This is a genomic window from Streptomyces sp. NPDC057654, from assembly GCF_042800135.1.
Taxonomy (GTDB): Bacteria; Actinomycetota; Actinomycetes; order Streptomycetales; family Streptomycetaceae; genus Streptomyces.
The window spans coordinates 1-15,752 of record NZ_JBHVHQ010000097.1 but is presented as its reverse complement, the minus strand read 5'-3'; the positions used below and the strand labels follow the sequence as shown (position 1 = coordinate 15,752).

At 70.4% G+C, this 15,752-nt stretch carries 17 protein-coding genes and 1 pseudogene; 8 read left to right on the top strand and 10 right to left on the bottom strand.

Annotated features, from left to right (window positions below; genetic code table 11):
• The coding region (locus tag ACFU99_RS10990) for a lantibiotic dehydratase C-terminal domain-containing protein (protein ID WP_384389000.1) at positions 1–264 on the top strand (264 nt) is incomplete at its 5' end.
• A 29-nt stretch (positions 265–293) separates the two neighbouring features.
• A complete protein-coding gene (locus ACFU99_RS10985; RefSeq protein WP_384388998.1) occupies positions 294–1,598 on the top strand; it encodes a lanthionine synthetase C family protein in 1,305 nt (434 codons plus the stop codon).
• A gap of 20 nt (positions 1,599–1,618) precedes the next feature.
• Here ACFU99_RS10985 and ACFU99_RS10980 read toward each other — a convergent pair whose 3' ends face one another.
• The gene (locus ACFU99_RS10980) at positions 1,619–2,236 is read right to left on the bottom strand and encodes a PadR family transcriptional regulator (protein WP_384388995.1); all 618 of its coding nucleotides are present in this window, start codon (positions 2,234–2,236) and stop codon (positions 1,619–1,621) included.
• Positions 2,237–2,357: 121 nt separating this feature from the next.
• Here ACFU99_RS10980 and ACFU99_RS10975 point away from each other — a divergent pair, with 121 nt between their 5' ends.
• Positions 2,358–3,593, top strand: coding sequence for an FAD-dependent monooxygenase (locus ACFU99_RS10975; RefSeq protein ID WP_384388992.1), 1,236 nt, complete (start codon positions 2,358–2,360; stop codon positions 3,591–3,593).
• Positions 3,594–3,758: 165 nt separating this feature from the next.
• Positions 3,759–5,471 (top strand): BCCT family transporter, encoded by a 1,713-nt coding sequence (locus ACFU99_RS10970; RefSeq protein ID WP_384388989.1) that lies wholly within the window; start codon positions 3,759–3,761, stop codon positions 5,469–5,471.
• Positions 5,472–5,526: 55 nt separating this feature from the next.
• Here the strand turns inward: ACFU99_RS10970 and ACFU99_RS10965 are convergent, their stop codons facing one another.
• From ACFU99_RS10965 to ACFU99_RS10950, 4 genes and pseudogenes are all read right to left on the bottom strand, one after another.
• Positions 5,527–5,874 (bottom strand): transcriptional regulator, encoded by a 348-nt coding sequence (locus tag ACFU99_RS10965; protein WP_384388986.1) that lies wholly within the window; start codon positions 5,872–5,874, stop codon positions 5,527–5,529.
• Between the two features lie 140 nt (positions 5,875–6,014).
• A complete protein-coding gene (locus ACFU99_RS10960; protein ID WP_384388983.1) occupies positions 6,015–6,761 on the bottom strand; it encodes a DUF1838 family protein in 747 nt (248 codons plus the stop codon).
• Positions 6,762–6,846: 85 nt separating this feature from the next.
• Positions 6,847–7,282 (bottom strand): annotated as a pseudogene (locus tag ACFU99_RS10955) (PIN domain-containing protein).
• Between the two features lie 13 nt (positions 7,283–7,295).
• Positions 7,296–7,565 (bottom strand): prevent-host-death protein, encoded by a 270-nt coding sequence (locus ACFU99_RS10950; protein ID WP_384388980.1) that lies wholly within the window; start codon positions 7,563–7,565, stop codon positions 7,296–7,298.
• A 132-nt stretch (positions 7,566–7,697) separates the two neighbouring features.
• On the opposite strand from ACFU99_RS10950, the gene ACFU99_RS10945 reads away from it, so the two are divergent.
• Positions 7,698–8,909 (top strand): Shedu anti-phage system protein SduA domain-containing protein, encoded by a 1,212-nt coding sequence (locus ACFU99_RS10945; RefSeq protein ID WP_384388978.1) that lies wholly within the window; start codon positions 7,698–7,700, stop codon positions 8,907–8,909.
• A 126-nt stretch (positions 8,910–9,035) separates the two neighbouring features.
• Here ACFU99_RS10945 and ACFU99_RS10940 read toward each other — a convergent pair whose 3' ends face one another.
• The gene (locus ACFU99_RS10940; RefSeq protein ID WP_384388976.1) at positions 9,036–10,064 is read right to left on the bottom strand and encodes an asparaginase; all 1,029 of its coding nucleotides are present in this window, start codon (positions 10,062–10,064) and stop codon (positions 9,036–9,038) included.
• A 287-nt stretch (positions 10,065–10,351) separates the two neighbouring features.
• On the opposite strand from ACFU99_RS10940, the gene ACFU99_RS10935 reads away from it, so the two are divergent.
• From ACFU99_RS10935 to nhaC, 3 genes are all read left to right on the top strand, one after another.
• Positions 10,352–11,086, top strand: coding sequence for a GntR family transcriptional regulator (locus tag ACFU99_RS10935; protein ID WP_384388974.1), 735 nt, complete (start codon positions 10,352–10,354; stop codon positions 11,084–11,086).
• A complete protein-coding gene (locus tag ACFU99_RS10930) occupies positions 11,083–12,186 on the top strand; it encodes a P1 family peptidase (RefSeq protein WP_384388971.1) in 1,104 nt (367 codons plus the stop codon). The genes ACFU99_RS10935 and ACFU99_RS10930 overlap by 4 nt, the downstream gene beginning before the upstream one ends.
• 158 nt (positions 12,187–12,344) lie before the next feature.
• Positions 12,345–13,847 carry a Na+/H+ antiporter NhaC gene (gene nhaC / locus ACFU99_RS10925; RefSeq protein ID WP_384388969.1) on the top strand — a complete coding sequence of 501 codons (1,503 nt, stop codon included), beginning with the start codon at positions 12,345–12,347 and terminating at the stop codon, positions 13,845–13,847.
• A gap of 81 nt (positions 13,848–13,928) precedes the next feature.
• Here nhaC and ACFU99_RS10920 read toward each other — a convergent pair whose 3' ends face one another.
• From ACFU99_RS10920 to ACFU99_RS10905, 4 genes are all read right to left on the bottom strand, one after another.
• Positions 13,929–14,339, bottom strand: coding sequence for a nuclear transport factor 2 family protein (locus ACFU99_RS10920; RefSeq protein WP_384388966.1), 411 nt, complete (start codon positions 14,337–14,339; stop codon positions 13,929–13,931).
• 13 nt (positions 14,340–14,352) lie between these two features.
• Complete coding sequence (locus ACFU99_RS10915) at positions 14,353–15,285, bottom strand: DUF1684 domain-containing protein (protein WP_384388963.1); 933 nt, start codon at positions 15,283–15,285, stop codon at positions 14,353–14,355.
• Complete coding sequence (locus ACFU99_RS10910) at positions 15,249–15,410, bottom strand: hypothetical protein (protein ID WP_384388960.1); 162 nt, start codon at positions 15,408–15,410, stop codon at positions 15,249–15,251. The genes ACFU99_RS10915 and ACFU99_RS10910 overlap by 37 nt, the downstream gene beginning before the upstream one ends.
• Before the next feature lie 129 nt (positions 15,411–15,539).
• On the bottom strand, positions 15,540–15,752 hold a 213-nt coding region (locus tag ACFU99_RS10905; protein ID WP_384388958.1), incomplete at its 5' end, for an ANTAR domain-containing protein.

Sequence of the window (15,752 nt, the reverse complement as noted above, 5' to 3'; positions counted from 1 at the left end):
CGCGCGCTGTGGGAACGGCGGGCCGAGGAGACGGCTCGTTACGGGCAGCTCCTGCGGAAGCTGGGGGACGACTGCTGGTCCGAGCCGGACCACGTGCTGAGCTCCCTGCTGCACATGCACCACAACCGGCTGGTGGGCGCGGACCGGGAGGCCGAACGCCTCGCGCACGCCGTGGCGCGCGGCGCGGCGCAGGCCCACACCGACCGCGCGAGGCACGCCGATCGCTCTAGGCACGCCGACCGTGCGAGGCAAGCCGACCGATGACCACAGCGGACCCGCCATGGAGAGGTGAGTTGCGCGCACGGGCCGCGGAGGTGGCGGCCGAGTTGGCGGGCCGCCTGGCGGACCCCGAGCGCACAGCGTCCGCCGCCTCGGGCTGGTCGCCGCTCAGCCTGGACGCCGGTCACCCCGGCGTGGCCCTGCTGTTCGCCGAACTCGCCCACCACGACCCGGCGTTACGAGCGACAGCCCACGCGTACTTGGCCGCCGCGGCGTCCCATCCGCCGCCCGGCTCCTCCAACTCCTCCCTCTTCCGCGGCGGCCTCCCGGCGCTGGCCTTCGCCGCGCACGCCGCCCGGCGGACTCCGCAGGACTACGCGGGCCTGTTCGAGCGGCTCGACCCCGCGCTGGACCGCGCGCTCCAGCGCGTACTGAAGGGCGAACACGCCCGCTTGGATGCGGGCCGGGCCGGGGTGGAATGCTCCCGGTACGACCTGGTCCACGGGGTCACCGGCCTGACCAGGCTGCTGCTGGCCAGGCGGTCGATGCACGGAGAGGCGTTGGCTGAAGGGCTGTCCTACCTGATCCGCCTGAGCCGCCCGCTCCTGCTGCGCGGCGCATCCGTGCCCGGTTGGTGGTCCCCGGCGGGCCCGTCCGGCGACCCGGACCCGGACCCGGACTACCCCCGGGGCCACGTCAACTTCGGCCTGGCGCACGGGATCAGCGGCCCGCTGGCGCTCCTGGCCACGGCGCTGCGGTCGGGCGTCGACGTCCCCGGAGCCCGTAGCGCGGTGTCCGCCCTGGCCGAGGAATTGCTGGCGCACCGTACGGCGGAGGGCGGCTGGCCCGCGTTGATCCCCCTGGAGCGGTACGGCACGGAGCCGCCGCCACCCGCCCGTACCGCCTGGTGCTACGGCACGCCCGGCACGGCGTACGCGCTCTTCCGCGCGGGCCAGGCCCTGGACCGCGCCGACCTGTGCCGTACGGCCGTCGACGCGCTCGCGGCCGACCTGGACCGCCCCCGCCGGGTGACGGACGAGGCCCTCTGCCACGGCTGGGCGGGCCTGCTGCACATCTGCCGCGTCATGGCCGCCGAAAGCGGCAGCGCCCGCTTGGCGGCGCGGGGCGATGCGCTGGCGGCACGGCTCATCGCGGGGTACGACGCCCAGTGCCCGTACGGCTATCGCTTTGAGAGCGGTGACGGGAGCGGCGGGAGCGGCGGGAACGACGGGAACGACGGGAACGACGGGAGCAACGGGAGCAACGAGAACAGGGTCGGACTGCTGACGGGGGCGGCCGGCGTCGCGCTGGCTCTGCACGCTTACGCGACGGGCAGCGGGCCGGCGAGCGGCTGGGACGCGGCGCTGCTCCTGAGCTGAGCGGAGTCATCCGCCTTCCCTCACTCCACCCCGCCGGAATCCGCCTCCCCGAACGCGTTGAGCATCTCCCGCGACCAGGTCAGGCGGCCTTCGCGCAGATCGTCGAGTACCCCGTGCAGCCAGCGCTCTTCGGCGCCGACGACGGTGAGCAGGTACTCGGTCTCGATCATCGTGATGCGCGGCAGGCCGGGCGCGGTCTCGGCGAGGGCGTGTTCGAGACCGGCGCGCTGCTGGGCGAGGCAGGCGGCGCGGCGTTCCAGGATCGGGGCCACTTCGTCGGGGTCGAGCATGAGCATGTTCGACAGGGCCGCCGGAAAGACGGGGAACTCCGCCTTGGGCACGGCGAGCATCTGCTCCAGCCATGCGCGGGTGACGGCCCGCCCCTCGTCGGTGACCTCGTAGACGGTCCGCTCGGGGTACTGCTGATCGCGCTCGGTCTGCCGGACGGCGATCAGCCCGCCCGCCTGCAAGCGCTCGATGGTGCGGTACAGCCCGGCGCGCTGGCCCACGTTGACGACCTGTTCCTTGCCCCACTGCTTGAGCAGCTGCTGGATGCCGTAGGGGTGCAGCGGCCGGTAGTGCAGCAGGGCGAGCACGGTCAGGCCGAGGGGGGAGCTCTTCACGGGGGCGTTCGTCATCGGACCATCGTAGTGAGCGATGAACTAGTTGCAATGAAACTAGTAACTCTGTAACTATGACGCGGTGGCGTCGGCCTTCAAGCGCCGCATCGAGTGCTTCACGCAACCCATAGGAGGGGTCATGAGCACCAACGGAAACCACAGCGCAGCCCACAGCACAGACCACACCCCGGACCGCGTCCGTACGGCACTGGTCATAGGCGGCGGGGTAGCGGGCCCGGTGGCGGCGCTGGCGCTGCGCAAGGCGGGCATCGAGGCGACGGTGTACGAGGCGTACCCCACGGCGGCGGACGGGGTGGGGGCCTGGCTGGGCCTGGCGCCGAACGGCCTGGCCGTGCTGGAGACGGTCGGCGCCGACGCGGCCGTACGGGCGGTCGGGCACCCGGTGCCCGGCGTCGTGATGTCCGACGGCGCGGGCAACCGCCTCACCGGCTTCGGCGGCTTCCCCGACCTGCCGCCCACGCTGACCCTGCCGCGCGAGAGGCTGTTCCGGGCGCTGACCGACCACGCGGTGTCGGAGGGCATCGGCTACGAGTTCGGCAAGCGCCTGGTCGCCGCCGAGGAGACGCCGGGCGGCGTGGCCGCCCGCTTCGCCGACGGTACGTCCGCGACCGCCGACATCCTCATCGGCGCCGACGGCATCCGCTCCACCGTCCGTACGCTGATCGACCCGCTCGCCCCGGCCCCCGAGTACGGCGGCGTCCTGAGCTTCGGCGGCTACGCGCCGGCGGACTGCGGCGTCGAGCCCGAGCCGGAGCCGGGGATGATGCACTTCGCGTTCGGCCGTACGTTCATGGGCCACTGGCGGGCCGCGGACGGCCGGCTGATCTGGTTCGCCGGGCTGCCGACGGACACCCCGCTGACGCAGGCGGAGGTGGCGCGCACCCCCGCCGCCGAGTGGCTGGACCGGCTGCGCGAGGTCTACACCGGCCACGTACCGGGCGAGCGGATGCTGCGCCACGCCGACCCCGCCGACCTGATGGCGGTCGGCCCGATGGAGCGCATGCCGTCCGTACCGCACTGGCACCGCGGCCGGATGGTCCTGGTCGGCGACTCGGTGCACGCCCCGTCCTCCAGCTCCGGGCAGGGCGCGTCGCTGGCCCTGGAGAGCGCCGTCGAACTGGCCCGCTGCCTGCGCGACGTGCCGGCCTACGGAGAGGCGTTCGCCACATACGAGTCGCTGCGCCGTCCGCGTGTGGAGCTGATCGGCGGCAATGCCGCGGCGATCAACGAGGTGAAGTCGGGCAAGAAGGCGGCGCCGGTTTTCCCGGCGCCGGAGGAGATGTTCCGCCCGCTGCACTTCTACCGGATCGACTGGCAGGAGAAGGCGACGGCGGCGGAGGCGGCGCCGCGCTAAGAGAGAGGTCGAAGGGCCCGGATTTGACCCATAGGTCCATGGATAGGAGTCTTTCAGGCTGACCCGCGCACCGAGCGGTCCTGCGTCTGCGTCTTGTGAGCGCGTGAGTCCTTGTGGTGCGTCATGCCCCCCGTGCGCGGAATGACCCCTTCAGCAAGGAATCCCATGCCGAGTCCCCATGCCCGTACTGCTGCCTGCGCGGATACCCCGGAGGAAGAGCAGCAGGCAGCACCGGACGAAGAAAAACCCGCCCCGCGTCCGTCGAACCGCGACCGCACCCGAACCACGGACATCCCCGTACTGGCGATCAGCGGCGGCCTGCTGCTGGCATTCGTCCTGGCGGCGCTGATCGCGCCGACGGCGACGGGGGATGTGGTGAACTCGGTGTTCACCTTCGTGGCGCGCTGGTTCGGCCCGCTGTGGCAGGTGCTGCTGCTGGCGACGTTCGGCGTGGCGCTGTGGCTGGGCTTCTCCCGGTACGGGAAGGTGCGCCTGGGCGGGGCGGGGGCGCGGCCGGAGTACGGCAGGTTCCAGTGGGTCGCGATGATCATGTCGACGCTACTGGCGGGCGGCGGCGTGTTCTTCGCGGCGGGTGAGCCCGTACAGCATTACGTCCAGACGCCGCCGTTCTACGAGGGCGTCAAGAGCGGCACGCAGCAGGCGGCGAACGCGGCGCTCTCCCAGAGCTTCGCGCACTGGGGCTTCCTGGCGTGGGCCGTGCTCGGGACGCTCGCGTCGATCGTGATGATCCGGGGCCAGGAGCGCGGCATGCCGCTGCGCCCGCGGACGCTGCTGTACCCGCTCCTCGGCGAACGCGTCCGGCACTCGCGGCTGGGCGCGGCCGTCGACATCGTCTGCGTGATCGCGGTGGTGGCCGGTACGGTCGGCCCGATCGGCTTCCTCGGCCTCCAGGTCTCGTACGGCCTGTCGAAGGTGTTCGGCATCTCGGGCGGGTACCCGGTGCAGCTCGGCGTGATCGTGCTGCTGACGGTGGTGGCGGTCGCGTCGGTGGCGAGCGGCATCGACAAGGGCATCCAGTTCTTCAGCCGGGCCAACGTCTGGTTCGCCGTCATCCTGATGGCGGTCTTCCTCGTACTCGGCTCGGTCGGCTTCGTACTCGACTCGTTCCTGGGCGGGCTGGGCCAGTACGTGAGCGACTTCGTGCCGCTCGCCCTCAACCGGGGCGACCACCAGTGGCTGGGCTCCTGGACCGTCTTCTTCTTCGGCTGGTTCCTCGGCTACGGCCCTCTGATGTCGATCTTCGTGGCCCGCATCTCCAAGGGCCGCACGGTGCGCGACCTCGTCGTCTCCACCGCGATCATCCCGCCGCTGGCCACCATGTTCTGGTTCACGGTCTTCGGCGGCACCGGCATCTTCCTGGAACAGCGGCACCCCGGCACGATCTCGGGCCCGCTCAAGTCCGTGGGCATGGACGCCGCGGTGATCTCCATGGCGGAACGGCTGCCGATGGGCGCGGTCGTGGCGGTGGCCCTGCTCATCCTGACCATCACGTTCGTGGTCACGACGACGGACTCGATGTCCTACAGCATCTCCGCCGCCGGCACGAAGTCCGGCGAACCCACCCGAGCCGTACGAGCCTTCTGGGCCCTCCTCATGGGCGCGGCCGCCGCCGTCCTCATCCTCGTAGGCGACGGCGGCATCACCGCCCTCCAATCCTTCATCGTCGTCACCGCCGTCCCCGTCGGCTTCATCATGCTCCCGACCTTGTGGACGGCCCCGCGCGTGGCAAAGGAAATGGCGAGGGAACAGGGCCTACTCCCCGAGGAACCGGCCTCGACTTCGTCTCCGGACCCGGTTCCGTCTCCATCCCCGTCTCCGGACCCGGACCCGGCCCCGGAAAAGCAGCCCGGCGGGTAGGTACCGCCCACGGCGAGTACGTCCGTGAGCAAGCGTCGGTGCAGGTCGGTGAGGTTCACGCAGCGGCCTGCGCGGTCTGAGCCAGCTCGGCGAAGGAGCTCTCCCAGACGGTACGGACATCGCGGCTGACCAGTGTGCGGAGGGTGGGCCACAGGCTGACAAGAAGGTCGTGGTTGAGGTACTGGACCAGGTCGGCGTGCTGGCCCTCGGCCAGGACTATGCGGTAGTAGCTCATCCGCAGCCGGGGCTGATCGAGGTCGTAGGCGGTCAGCCCCGACCAGGCCAGGTGGATCGGCAACCTCACCGTGCCGTGCTCGGGGCCGCTCAGCTCGGAAAGCGCTGCGGGCAGGCGTCGCGCGAACTTGGCGCGACGAAGATCGGAAAGACCGGGCTGTGCTGCCATACGCCGATTATCCAGGAAGAACCGGCGTTGGGCTCCTCGATCCGCAGACCCCGAATCCGGTGGGGAACCCGCCAAAGGAAGAGCCTCGGGCCGTGACCTGGGGCCCGAGGCGGCGGCCGGCGACGGGGGAAGCCCGGCCGCTACTTCGGCGGGTGGAGCTTGCGGAAGTACGTCCAGCTGGTCTCGTTCGGCTCGCTCCACTGCTCAGGGGCGTGGGCGAACTCCGGGTGGTGGTCGGCGATGTAGGCGCGGGTGCGCTCGGGGACCTCGGCGTACGAACCGAGCTTGCGGCCGCGGCAGTGGAAGGTGAGCCCGCCGGGCGCCTGGCCGCGGGCCATCCACGGGAGCCACGGGGACATCCGGGACCACGACATGGTGGCCGGGACGCTCGGCGCGGTCCCGGCCAGGTCGGCGCGGTCGGCGAAGAACTGGAAGAGCTCCAGCGCCTTGTACGTGTCGCCGGCCGAATGCACCGGGTACTCGGCCACCGGCAGCGGCGACGGGTAGGCCAGCGGAATCTCCAGACTGAAGCAGACCTGCCCGCCGAGCTCCGTCGTCGGAATCGGGAACGGACGCCACTTCTGGTTCGCCGGGTCGTTCCAGACATGCACCACCGGCAGGTCGTGCCAGGTCTCCAGAATCTCCCGGCTGCCGGGGTCCAGATAGAAAGCGGCCTCACGCGTGAGCAGTTGACAGGCATCCGGCCCGGCCTCGGCATCCCGCACCAGCCGGGAGACGTTGAGCCCCTCGAACCCGAATACGCGCTGATAGGGCTCATCAGGCGCCCACGAGTACACGTCCCCGGACCACCAGTACGTAACCTCCTCCCCATCGAGCGAAGCCCGCGTACGGGCGAAGTCGCGCAGCAGCTCAGCAGGTGTCGTCATACGGCCTACTCTGCCGGAGCGCTCCGCGCGCCGTCCGCCTTTCTCGGGCGGGCAACACCGCCTGAGTTGGGGCGGCGAGCAGGTATCAGCGGTCGTGGAGGACTGTGGGGCGGGTGACGGGCACGACAGTGAGGAGTTCGTCGAGGCCTGTGTAGTCGTCGGGGCTGGTGGTGAAGAGGGGGCAGGGTTTCGGCGATGGCGATGGCGGCGATCATGATGTCGGCCACTCTGCGCCGGGGCTTGCGGCCAGCGCTGACGACGGCGGCGCAGACTCTGCCGTAGGGGCGGGCGGCCTCGATGCCGAAGGGGATGGGATCGAATTCGTTCTCGGTACGTTGCAGGATGTCGAGACGGCGCCCCCGCTCCGCGTGCTCGTCGTAGTCGTCCTGTTCCTCGTTCCTGCGCACCTCGTGAGGGCCGGCGGACAGCTCTGCCAGAGTGATGGCGCTGTCCGCCACCTCGGCGGGAAGCTCCTCAGGGTTGATCCACTTGCGCAGGATGACGATGTTGGCATTGAGCAGGCCTTACGCGTATTCAGTGAGCGTAGGGATCGTCCGTTTCCTGCTTGGCGGTGGTGTCCGGGTCGGACCGGAATGCCTCCAGGGAGACGCCCGACGCTGTGCGGGAGATGGCGGCAAACTCCGAGCGTGGGACGAACCGCCGACGTCGGCGGAGCGGGGTCATCTCCCCGATTCGGTGCCCGTCGCGAGTGACGGTGAAGGACTGCCCACCCTGGACTGCGTCCATGATCTCTTTGGAACGGCTGCGCAGGTCGCGCTGAGTGATCTCTGGCTGTGCTGCCATTCCTTCAGGGTGGCACCAGGTGTTACTGGACCCGAAACCGAGAACCCCAGTCGTGTGTGTGGCGGTCGCGCGAGGTGCTGATACTAGGCGGGTCAGAGCTCCCCTGTCCGTTCCCTCGTTCAGACTCGTCGTATGACCGTTAGAGCTGACTTCTCTTTAGATTTGCAACTCAAGCACGTATTGGATGCGGCCGTCGATCCGGACGTGAGGGAAGCCCTCGTGTCGGCGCGGAGGCACATGAACAGCGGTAGTGGGGGCCATCGCAGGGGAGGGAAGGCCCTGATCCAGATGCTGGAAGGGGTTCGCCGAAGTGCGGCAGACACCGGTGAGTGGCAGGTCGTCCGTCTGGTCCAAGACTCTTTGGACTACGCCGAGGGGCGCATCCTCCAGCCGGACCTTAATGACCGGTATCGCCTGTTCCAGGATGGCATACGCAATACGAACTTGCGGAATGGTGTCGGCAATGCGCTGTGGAGCAGCTTCAGGTTCGTCGCGGAGGCGAGTCGTGAGTATGCGCAAGAGCACCCCGACGCCGACGTGGACGATCTGATCGCTCACTTCGGATCGCTATCCGAGGACGCACGGTTTCTTGACGCGCCGGAGGACCGTCCAGGCCGGTATCGCGTTCTCCGTGGGCGGGCCGAGATTGCGGTGTGGCTGGAGCGCGCGTTGCGGGAACGAATCGACATTGAGGACCCGGCGGAGGCTGCCCGCCGGATTGCCACCTCGGCGGAAGCTGTCGCCCTCCTTGCCGACGACACGGAGGGGGAGATGGTTCTCAGAGCGAGGGAGCTACAACGGCGATCGTCCGACCTGGCGGCTTTGCGCAAGGTCGTGGAGGACACCACGGCTTCCGAACACGCCCTTCAGCGCGCCTTGGAGGGGCAGCATTGGATCTTCGGCGGACGCTTCGTGGGCGAAGCAGCTCAACGCAGGTTGGTGCCGGGGAATGAGGTGGACATCCCGTTGATCCGTGGCGACGGAGCATTGCACGTGGTCGAACTGAAGCGCGCTGCCAGCCTGGCCGGGAATCTGGTGAAGGAGTACCGCGGGTCTTGGGTGCCTACCTCTGAAGTGCACAACGCCGTCGGCCAGGCGGTTAATTACTTGGTCGGCTTGGATGAGAACCGTCACCGGCTCCGCGAAGAGCTCGGCATCGAAACGCGCCGGGCCAGTGCGATGGTGCTGATCGGGCACCCCTCGGTGCAACCATCGGTACCGGAGGAGGTGATCAACGAGGCGCTGCGCACACTCAATACCCATGTGAATCGCGTTGAGGTGCTCACATACAAGGAACTCGTCGACAACGCCGAGCGTTCCCTCGGCAGCACCTCCTCGGCGTAGTGCTGAACCGCTCGCCGTCCGGTGCGCTCCCCGGTCCCGAGGGGACCTCGTCGGGCGCGAGCGACGGCGTGCTTCTCCGTGCGTACCCGCGCCCGTGACCTCGATGGGCCGGCGGCCGTCGGTCGGTCAGGTGGCGGGTGTGGGGTGGGCAAGTGCCGCCGACGGGCGTACGGCGCCGACGGGTTCGCCGTGGCCCAGGACCGGGGCCGTTGTCAGGGCGGCGAGTTGGGGGGTGGTGTCCACGGCGATGCCGATGTGGCGTAGGGCTGCCGTCATGACGACCGGGCGGGGGCGCTGGCTGCCGTCGGCGATTTTCAGGGCGATGGCGGAGCCGTCGGGGAGGGCCAGGGCGTAGACGCCTTCGGCACCGTCCTTGGCTACGGCGCCGGGGATGGCCCGCATGAGGGTGGTGACGTCGCGGCCGGTGCCGCCTACGTATTCGGGGTGGGCGTTCATCGCCGAGGCCACGCGCTCCTCGTGGCTGCCCTCGGCCGCCGTCGCGATCCTGGCGAAGGCGCGGGCGAGGCCGCGGAGGGTGAGGGCGAACAGCGGCGCGCCGCAGCCGTCGACGCCGACCGACGTCGACTTCTCCCCGGCCAGGTCCTCCAGCGTCGCGCGCAGGGCGAGTTGGAGGGGGTGGTTCGGGTCGAGGTACGTCTCTACGGGCCACCCCGCGGCCACGCACGTGGCCAGCATCGCGGCGTGCTTGCCCGAGCAGTTCATGGTGATGCGGGTCGGCCCGAGGCCGGCCGCCAGATGAGCCGGCTGCGACGCGGCGCCGATAGGCAGCGCGGCCGTGCACTGCAACGCGTCCTCGGTCAGGCCCGCGCCCGCGAGTATGCGCCGTACGCCGTCCAGGTGGAAGGACTCGCCGGAGTGGCTCGCGCAGGCCAGCGCGAGGAGTTCGCCGTCGAGATCGAGGCCCGCGCGGAGCATGCCGACGGTCTGGAGCGGCTTGTTGGAAGAGCGCGGGTACATGGGGGCGTCGACGGGGCCCGCCGTCAGCACGGCCTTGCCGTCGGCGTCCAGGCATACGACCGATCCGTGGTGCACGGACTCCAGGAAGTCCCCGCGCCATACCTCCGCCAGCACGGCGTAGGAGTAGGCGTCGGGGGCTTCGTCGGAGGCTTCCTCGGGGGCTGCTGCGGGGGGCATGTTCGTTCCTTCGGTTGATGGTGCGGCGCGGTGCGGTGCGGCTCGGCTTGGCTTGGCTTGGCTTGGGTGGTTACGGGCTTCCAACTGTCGACAGTTATCAGTTTTCCGCTCGGGTGTCGACGGTCCGCCCACGATGAAAGACGGTCGCCGAGAACCGTTGACATCGGGTCCATACCGCCTGTCCACTGTCGTCTGTCACCACCTGTCGTGGCGACTGTCGACAGTTCGTGCCCCCGCGAGCGCTGTCTGCGAGACCCACGCCAGCCCCTCGCCCCTGGGAGATTTCCATGACCGGACTGGTCCACCGCGGCTTGGCGGGACAAGTCGTGGAGATGCTGCGCGAGCAGATCCTCACCGGCGTGCTGCCGCCCGGCTCCCGCCTCAACGAGGTGGAGATCGCCCGTGACCTGGGCATCAGCCGCGGCCCGCTGCGGGAGGCCATCGGGCAGCTGGTGAGCGAGGGACTTCTCGTCCACGTGCCCAACAAGGGCGCCGCCGTCTTCGCCGCCCGCCCCGACGACGTGGCGGCGCTCTTCGAACTGCGTTCGGCCCTCGAATGCGCGGCGGCCCGCATGGCCGCGCACCGCCGCCGGCCTCAGGAAGTGACCCGCCTGCGCAAGGTGTGCGAGCGCTCCCGCAAGGCCCGCGAGGCGGGGCGCAAGCTGCTGTACGACCTGGATCTGGACTTCCACCGTTCGCTGATGGATGCGGCGCACAGCCCGCGCATCGCCGAACAGGTGTGGCTCGTGCAACAGCAGGTGATCGTGTTGCGCAGCGGCCTCACCTCCCGGACCTCCCACACGGAGACGTCGCTCGCCGATCACGAAGCGATGGCGGAGGCGGTCGCGGACGGCGACGCCGATCTCGCGGCCAGCCTGATGGAAGCCCATCTGGCGCTGGTGGAAACCGAGCTCTTGCAGAACATGCAGGCCACGCAGGCCATGCAGTCCGAAGTTCGGGGTGGCGAGACGCAGGGGCCGGCAGCGCGGGGTACGCGGCGCACAGGACGTACCGCACCATGACGCGCGCCGACAACCTACGCCCCCGCGACCTGGGCATCGCCCCCGGCATCCTGCCCCCCGGCCCGTCGAACTCCCTCACCGACGTGTCCGGCGTGCGCGTCGGCCACGTCACCCTCGATCAGCGCCAATCCGAAGCGGAGCTTCCGGTACGTACCGGAGCCACCGTCGTCGTCCCCGCCCCCGGCTCGCTCTTCCGCGACAAGCCGGTCGCCGGCCTGGAGGTCGTCAACGGATTCGGGAAGGCGGCGGGCCTGAGCCAGGTCGCCGAACTGGGCGTACTGGAAACGCCGTTGGCGCTCACCAATACGCTCGGGGTCGGCGCCGCCTTCGAAGGGCTGGCCCGGCACGCGCTGGACGGGCACCCCGAGATCGGCGTCACCACAGGCACCGTCAACCCCGTGGTCCTGGAGTGCAACGACGGCTGGCTCAACGACATCCGGGGGCTGCATGTGCGCCCCGAGCACGTACTCGAAGCGCTGGAAGCGGCGTCCGACCGCCCGGTGCCGGAAGGGGCTGTGGGAGCGGGCGCCGGCATGGTGGCCTTCGGCTGGAAGGCCGGCATCGGTTCCAGTTCCCGCCTCGTCGACGACGGCGACGGCGCCCGCTTCACCGTGGGCGCCCTGGTCCTGGCCAACTTCGGGCAGGCCGACGACCTGACCGTACTCGGCGTCCCGGTGGGCCGTACGCTCACGCCGCAACAGGCGCGGGAGCAGGCCGAGTTCGCGCGCGGCGCCGGGTCCTGCGTCGTCCTCATCGCCACGGACGCCCCGGCCGACGCCCGTCAGCTGCGCCGCATCGCCAAGCGCGCGACGGTCGGCCTGGCCCGTACCGGCGGCATCGTCCAGCACGGCAGCGGCGAGTACGCCCTGGCCTGGTCGACGACGCACCGCGTCCCGCACCGCCCGGCGGGCCCCGTACGCGCCGCCTCGGCCCTCGCCGAGGACGGGCCCCTGATCGACCTGTTCTTCCGGGCCGCCGCCGAAGCCACCGAAGAGGCCGTACTCGGCTCGCTGTTCGCGGCCCGCCCGGTGACCGGCGTACGGGGCCACCACGCCCCCGCACTCCCCGCCGAGCGCGTCGCCCGCCTCGTAACCCCCTAAACCCCCAAACCTCTAGACCCCCAAACCCCCTACACGATCCGACGTCCGCGCAGTAGCCGGACCCACCTCCGTAACACCAACCACAGGAGCCTTCGGCGCGCCGGACCGTCCGGCGGTCGGCCGCACCCTGCCCTCAACCACCCCGAAAAGAGCGACTCATGCCAGAAACCGCTCCGGCCGAGGCGTCCCGGCGCAAGCCGACCTTCCTCCAGGCCCTCACCCCCGTCGTCGTGATGATCGTTCTTCTGGTCACCGGAACGGTCTGGCTGGACATCGCCCCCGTCATCCTCCTCATCGTCGCCGGCACCTTCGCCGGGGCCTTCGCCCTGCGGCTCGGCCTGACCTGGGAGCAGATGCTGGCCGCCATCTGCCGCAAAATCGACTCGACGATGCCGGCGCTCCTCATCCTCATATCCATCGGGATGCTCACCGGCACCTGGATGATCAGCGGAACCATCCCGATGATGGTGGACCTCGGCCTCCGGGCGATCGACCCGCACTGGATCATTCCGGTGTCATTCCTGATCACCGCCGTCGTCTCCACGCTCACCGGTACGTCGTGGGGTTCGGTCGGTACGGTCGGCGTCGCCCTCATCAGCGTGGCGGGCGGGCTGGGCGCCTCGCTCCCCATGACGGCGGGCGCGATCGTGGCGGGCGCGTACTTCGGCGACAAGATGTCGCCCCTGTCGGACACCACGAACCTCGCGCCGGTCGTCGCGGGCACCAACCTCTTCGCGCACATCCGCCACCTCCTCTACACCACGGTCCCGGCCGCGCTCGTCTCGCTGGTCATCTACTTCTTCCTCGGCCTGACGCAGAGCACGGGCTCGGTGAAGGACACGGGCCACCAGACGCAGGAACTCCTCGACTTCCTGGGCAAGTCGTTCACGTTCAGCCCGCTGCTGCTCCTGCCGCCGCTCGTGGTCCTGGCCGGCGCGGTGCTGCGCAAGCCGCCGCTGCCGACCATCATCCTGTCGTCGTTGATCGCGGCAGTGCTCGGCGGCGTGGTGCAGGGCTTCTCCCTGAGCGACCTGAGCACGGCCGCGTCCAGCGGCTTCACCGTCGACCTGCTCACCGGCCACGCGGGGGTCCCGCACTCGGTTCCGGCCGCGGCCGAGACCCTGCTCAACCGTGGCGGCCTCGCCTCCATGACGAACGTCGTGCTGATCGGTCTCGCGGGCTTCGCCTTCGCGGGCATCATCACCGAGGCCGGCTGCATGGACGTCCTGATGACCCGCCTGCTCCGGCGCGTACGGCGCACCGGCGGCATCGTGCTGGCCACGGTGGGCTCGTCGGTCGGAGTGGCGCTGGCCACCGGCACCTCGTACCTGACCATCCTCGTCCCCGGCGAGGCGTTCAAGAAGGTCTACGCCGAGCACGGCCTCGAACCCAAGAACCTCTCCCGCACCCTGGAGGACTCCGGCACCGTGATGGTGCCGCTGATCCCCTGGAGCGAGGCCGGTATGTACATGTCGACCGCGCTGGGCGTCGCCACCCTCTCGTACGCGCCGTACGCCTTCCTCTGCTACCTGGGCGCGGTATTCGCGGTGATCTGCGGTTACACCGGGATCGGCATCGCCCGTAGCAAGCCGGCTCCGTCGGCTTCAACGGCTGGGCCGGCGGAGGCGGGGGACGCGCCCGCCGAGTCCGTACGTCCGTAGGCCCCGCGGCACAGCGGCCCGGCGGCACAGCGGCCCGGCGGCGCTCAAGCGCGCACCGTACGCGCCGCCCTCGTCGCTCGCTCAGTGGGCCGATCTCGGCGACGGCGGCATGGATTCGTCGATGTCGATGATCGGTACGACGTTGAAGTACTCCTCGATGCGGTCGATGAGGCCGCCGTCGAACCGGAAGTACATCGCCGCGTGCACCTCACTGCGGGACCCGTCGGCCGCCGTCAGATGGAGTACCTGCTGCTGGAACACCTCGTCGCGGTCCTGGAACTGCCGTACGACGTCGTACCGGAGCGTGTTGACGTCCGCGGCGAGCCGCTTGAGCAGTTCCATGTTCTCGTCGATCGGCTGCTCGCCGCTTCCGTCGTTGTGCCACACGGTGGCGGTGCCGGTGCACAGGGACCGCATCGTGGCGTAGTCCCGCGCCTCCCACTGCCGGAGGTAGTGCACCGCTGCCGCGCGAAGGTCTTGGCTGGTCGTCATGCTCTTCTCTTCCTTATGCAGTACGCCGGTTGCGGCGGAGGCCAGGTCGGACGGCGGTGGCGGTCGCGGTGCCGGTCGCGCTACCGGCGGCCGTTTGGTCCCCGGACGCGAAGACGGGGGCGCGTTCCCCCGCTTCGACGCGTAGGGGGAGGTGGTTCTCCCGGGGAGGCAGGGGGCAGGGGAAGGCCGCCGAGAACACGTGGTGGGGGACGACGGCCTGGTTGAAGTCGATACGAGCCGAGCCTGCGGCGTCCCCCGCGCCTCCCCCCGCGCCTCCCCCTGCGCCTTCCTGGGGCTCGGGAAGGATCAGCCACCGGCCCATGCCGGGTGTGTCCGTGCCGCTGGTGCCGTCGGTGAACGTGATCAGCAGGTGCCCGCTGCCCACACCGAACGCCCGGAGTGTGTGCCGCTCGCCCCGCAGACCGAAGACGAAGTCACCGGGGGCAGGGAGGGTGTCCCGCGTATTCGGGCTGGTCAGCCGGGTCACTTCCAGGCGGCGTCCGGGATCCGCCGGACGGTACTCCGCCTCGACGACCCAGGCCGCATCCCACGGCCACACCTCGATCCCGCGCAGGCCGACGAGGGTGGGCGCGGCCGGGTCCCATACGGTCAGGGCGTGGGCTCCCCGCAGTTCCTCGACGGCGCCGCGGCGCCCGCCGGGGAAGTCCAGGCGGCTGGCCTCGGTCAGTTCCACCGTGCCGTCCACGGCCCGGCCGTCGGCGGATATGCCCTCCGCACGGGCCGCGGTCAGCGTCAGGCTTCCCGAGAACCCGGTGGACGTCCACCGCCCCGGAACCTCGGGGACTTCCTGACCCGGTTCCGTGATCAGGCGATACGCGATGCGGCCCGCTTTTCCGTACGGGCCCGCCATCTCCTCCCACCGGCTCCGCCGCCACTGGTCGTACCCGTTCAACGCGCCGTCGTCGCCGAGGCGTTCACTGGACACAGCGTTCTCTCCTCTCCAAGCGCACACCCGACCGTCGTGACCCGACGGGTGGTGTCGATGTGGATGCCGACGTCGATGCCGATGCCGACGTCGATGGCTTGGATGGTGCGCTCGCCCGAGAGCACGGGCAAAGCTGTTTGCTGTTACCGCAAATGAGGCGTGGCCGCCGGTGCCGGTGCCGGTGCCGACGACGGCCGGGCGTGCCGCGCGGGCGGCGACGTCACTCGGGATGGGTTCTCACTCGGGCTGGGTTCTCACTCGGGCTGGGCGAGCACCGTGCGAGGGTCGAGGGCGCGGCGGACGAGGGCCTGGGCGGTCTCGGTGAGGCGGCCGCCGGTGCGGGCGGTGTAGGCGCGCAGGGCGCGGGCGGCACGGGCCGGAGGGAGGTTGCCGTGTTCGGTGAGCATGCCGGTGGCCATCTCGACGGCCGCCTTGGCGGCGACGGCGGCCTGGACACGGGTGAGGAC

Excerpts from the sequence above, each read along its gene's own strand:
- ACFU99_RS10980 (WP_384388995.1), bottom strand. The coding sequence starts at position 2,236 with ATGACGAACGCCCCCGTGAAGAGCTCCCCCCTCGGCCTGACCGTGCTC.
- ACFU99_RS10975 (WP_384388992.1), top strand. The coding sequence starts at position 2,358 with ATGAGCACCAACGGAAACCACAGCGCAGCCCACAGCACAGACCACACC.
- ACFU99_RS10970 (WP_384388989.1), top strand. The coding sequence starts at position 3,759 with ATGCCGAGTCCCCATGCCCGTACTGCTGCCTGCGCGGATACCCCGGAG.
- ACFU99_RS10965 (WP_384388986.1), bottom strand. The coding sequence starts at position 5,874 with ATGGCAGCACAGCCCGGTCTTTCCGATCTTCGTCGCGCCAAGTTCGCG.
- ACFU99_RS10960 (WP_384388983.1), bottom strand. The coding sequence starts at position 6,761 with ATGACGACACCTGCTGAGCTGCTGCGCGACTTCGCCCGTACGCGGGCT.
- ACFU99_RS10950 (WP_384388980.1), bottom strand. The coding sequence starts at position 7,565 with ATGGCAGCACAGCCAGAGATCACTCAGCGCGACCTGCGCAGCCGTTCC.
- ACFU99_RS10945 (WP_384388978.1), top strand. The coding sequence starts at position 7,698 with ATGACCGTTAGAGCTGACTTCTCTTTAGATTTGCAACTCAAGCACGTA.
- ACFU99_RS10940 (WP_384388976.1), bottom strand. The coding sequence starts at position 10,064 with ATGCCCCCCGCAGCAGCCCCCGAGGAAGCCTCCGACGAAGCCCCCGAC.
- ACFU99_RS10935 (WP_384388974.1), top strand. The coding sequence starts at position 10,352 with ATGACCGGACTGGTCCACCGCGGCTTGGCGGGACAAGTCGTGGAGATG.
- ACFU99_RS10930 (WP_384388971.1), top strand. The coding sequence starts at position 11,083 with ATGACGCGCGCCGACAACCTACGCCCCCGCGACCTGGGCATCGCCCCC.
- nhaC (WP_384388969.1), top strand. The coding sequence starts at position 12,345 with ATGCCAGAAACCGCTCCGGCCGAGGCGTCCCGGCGCAAGCCGACCTTC.
- ACFU99_RS10920 (WP_384388966.1), bottom strand. The coding sequence starts at position 14,339 with ATGACGACCAGCCAAGACCTTCGCGCGGCAGCGGTGCACTACCTCCGG.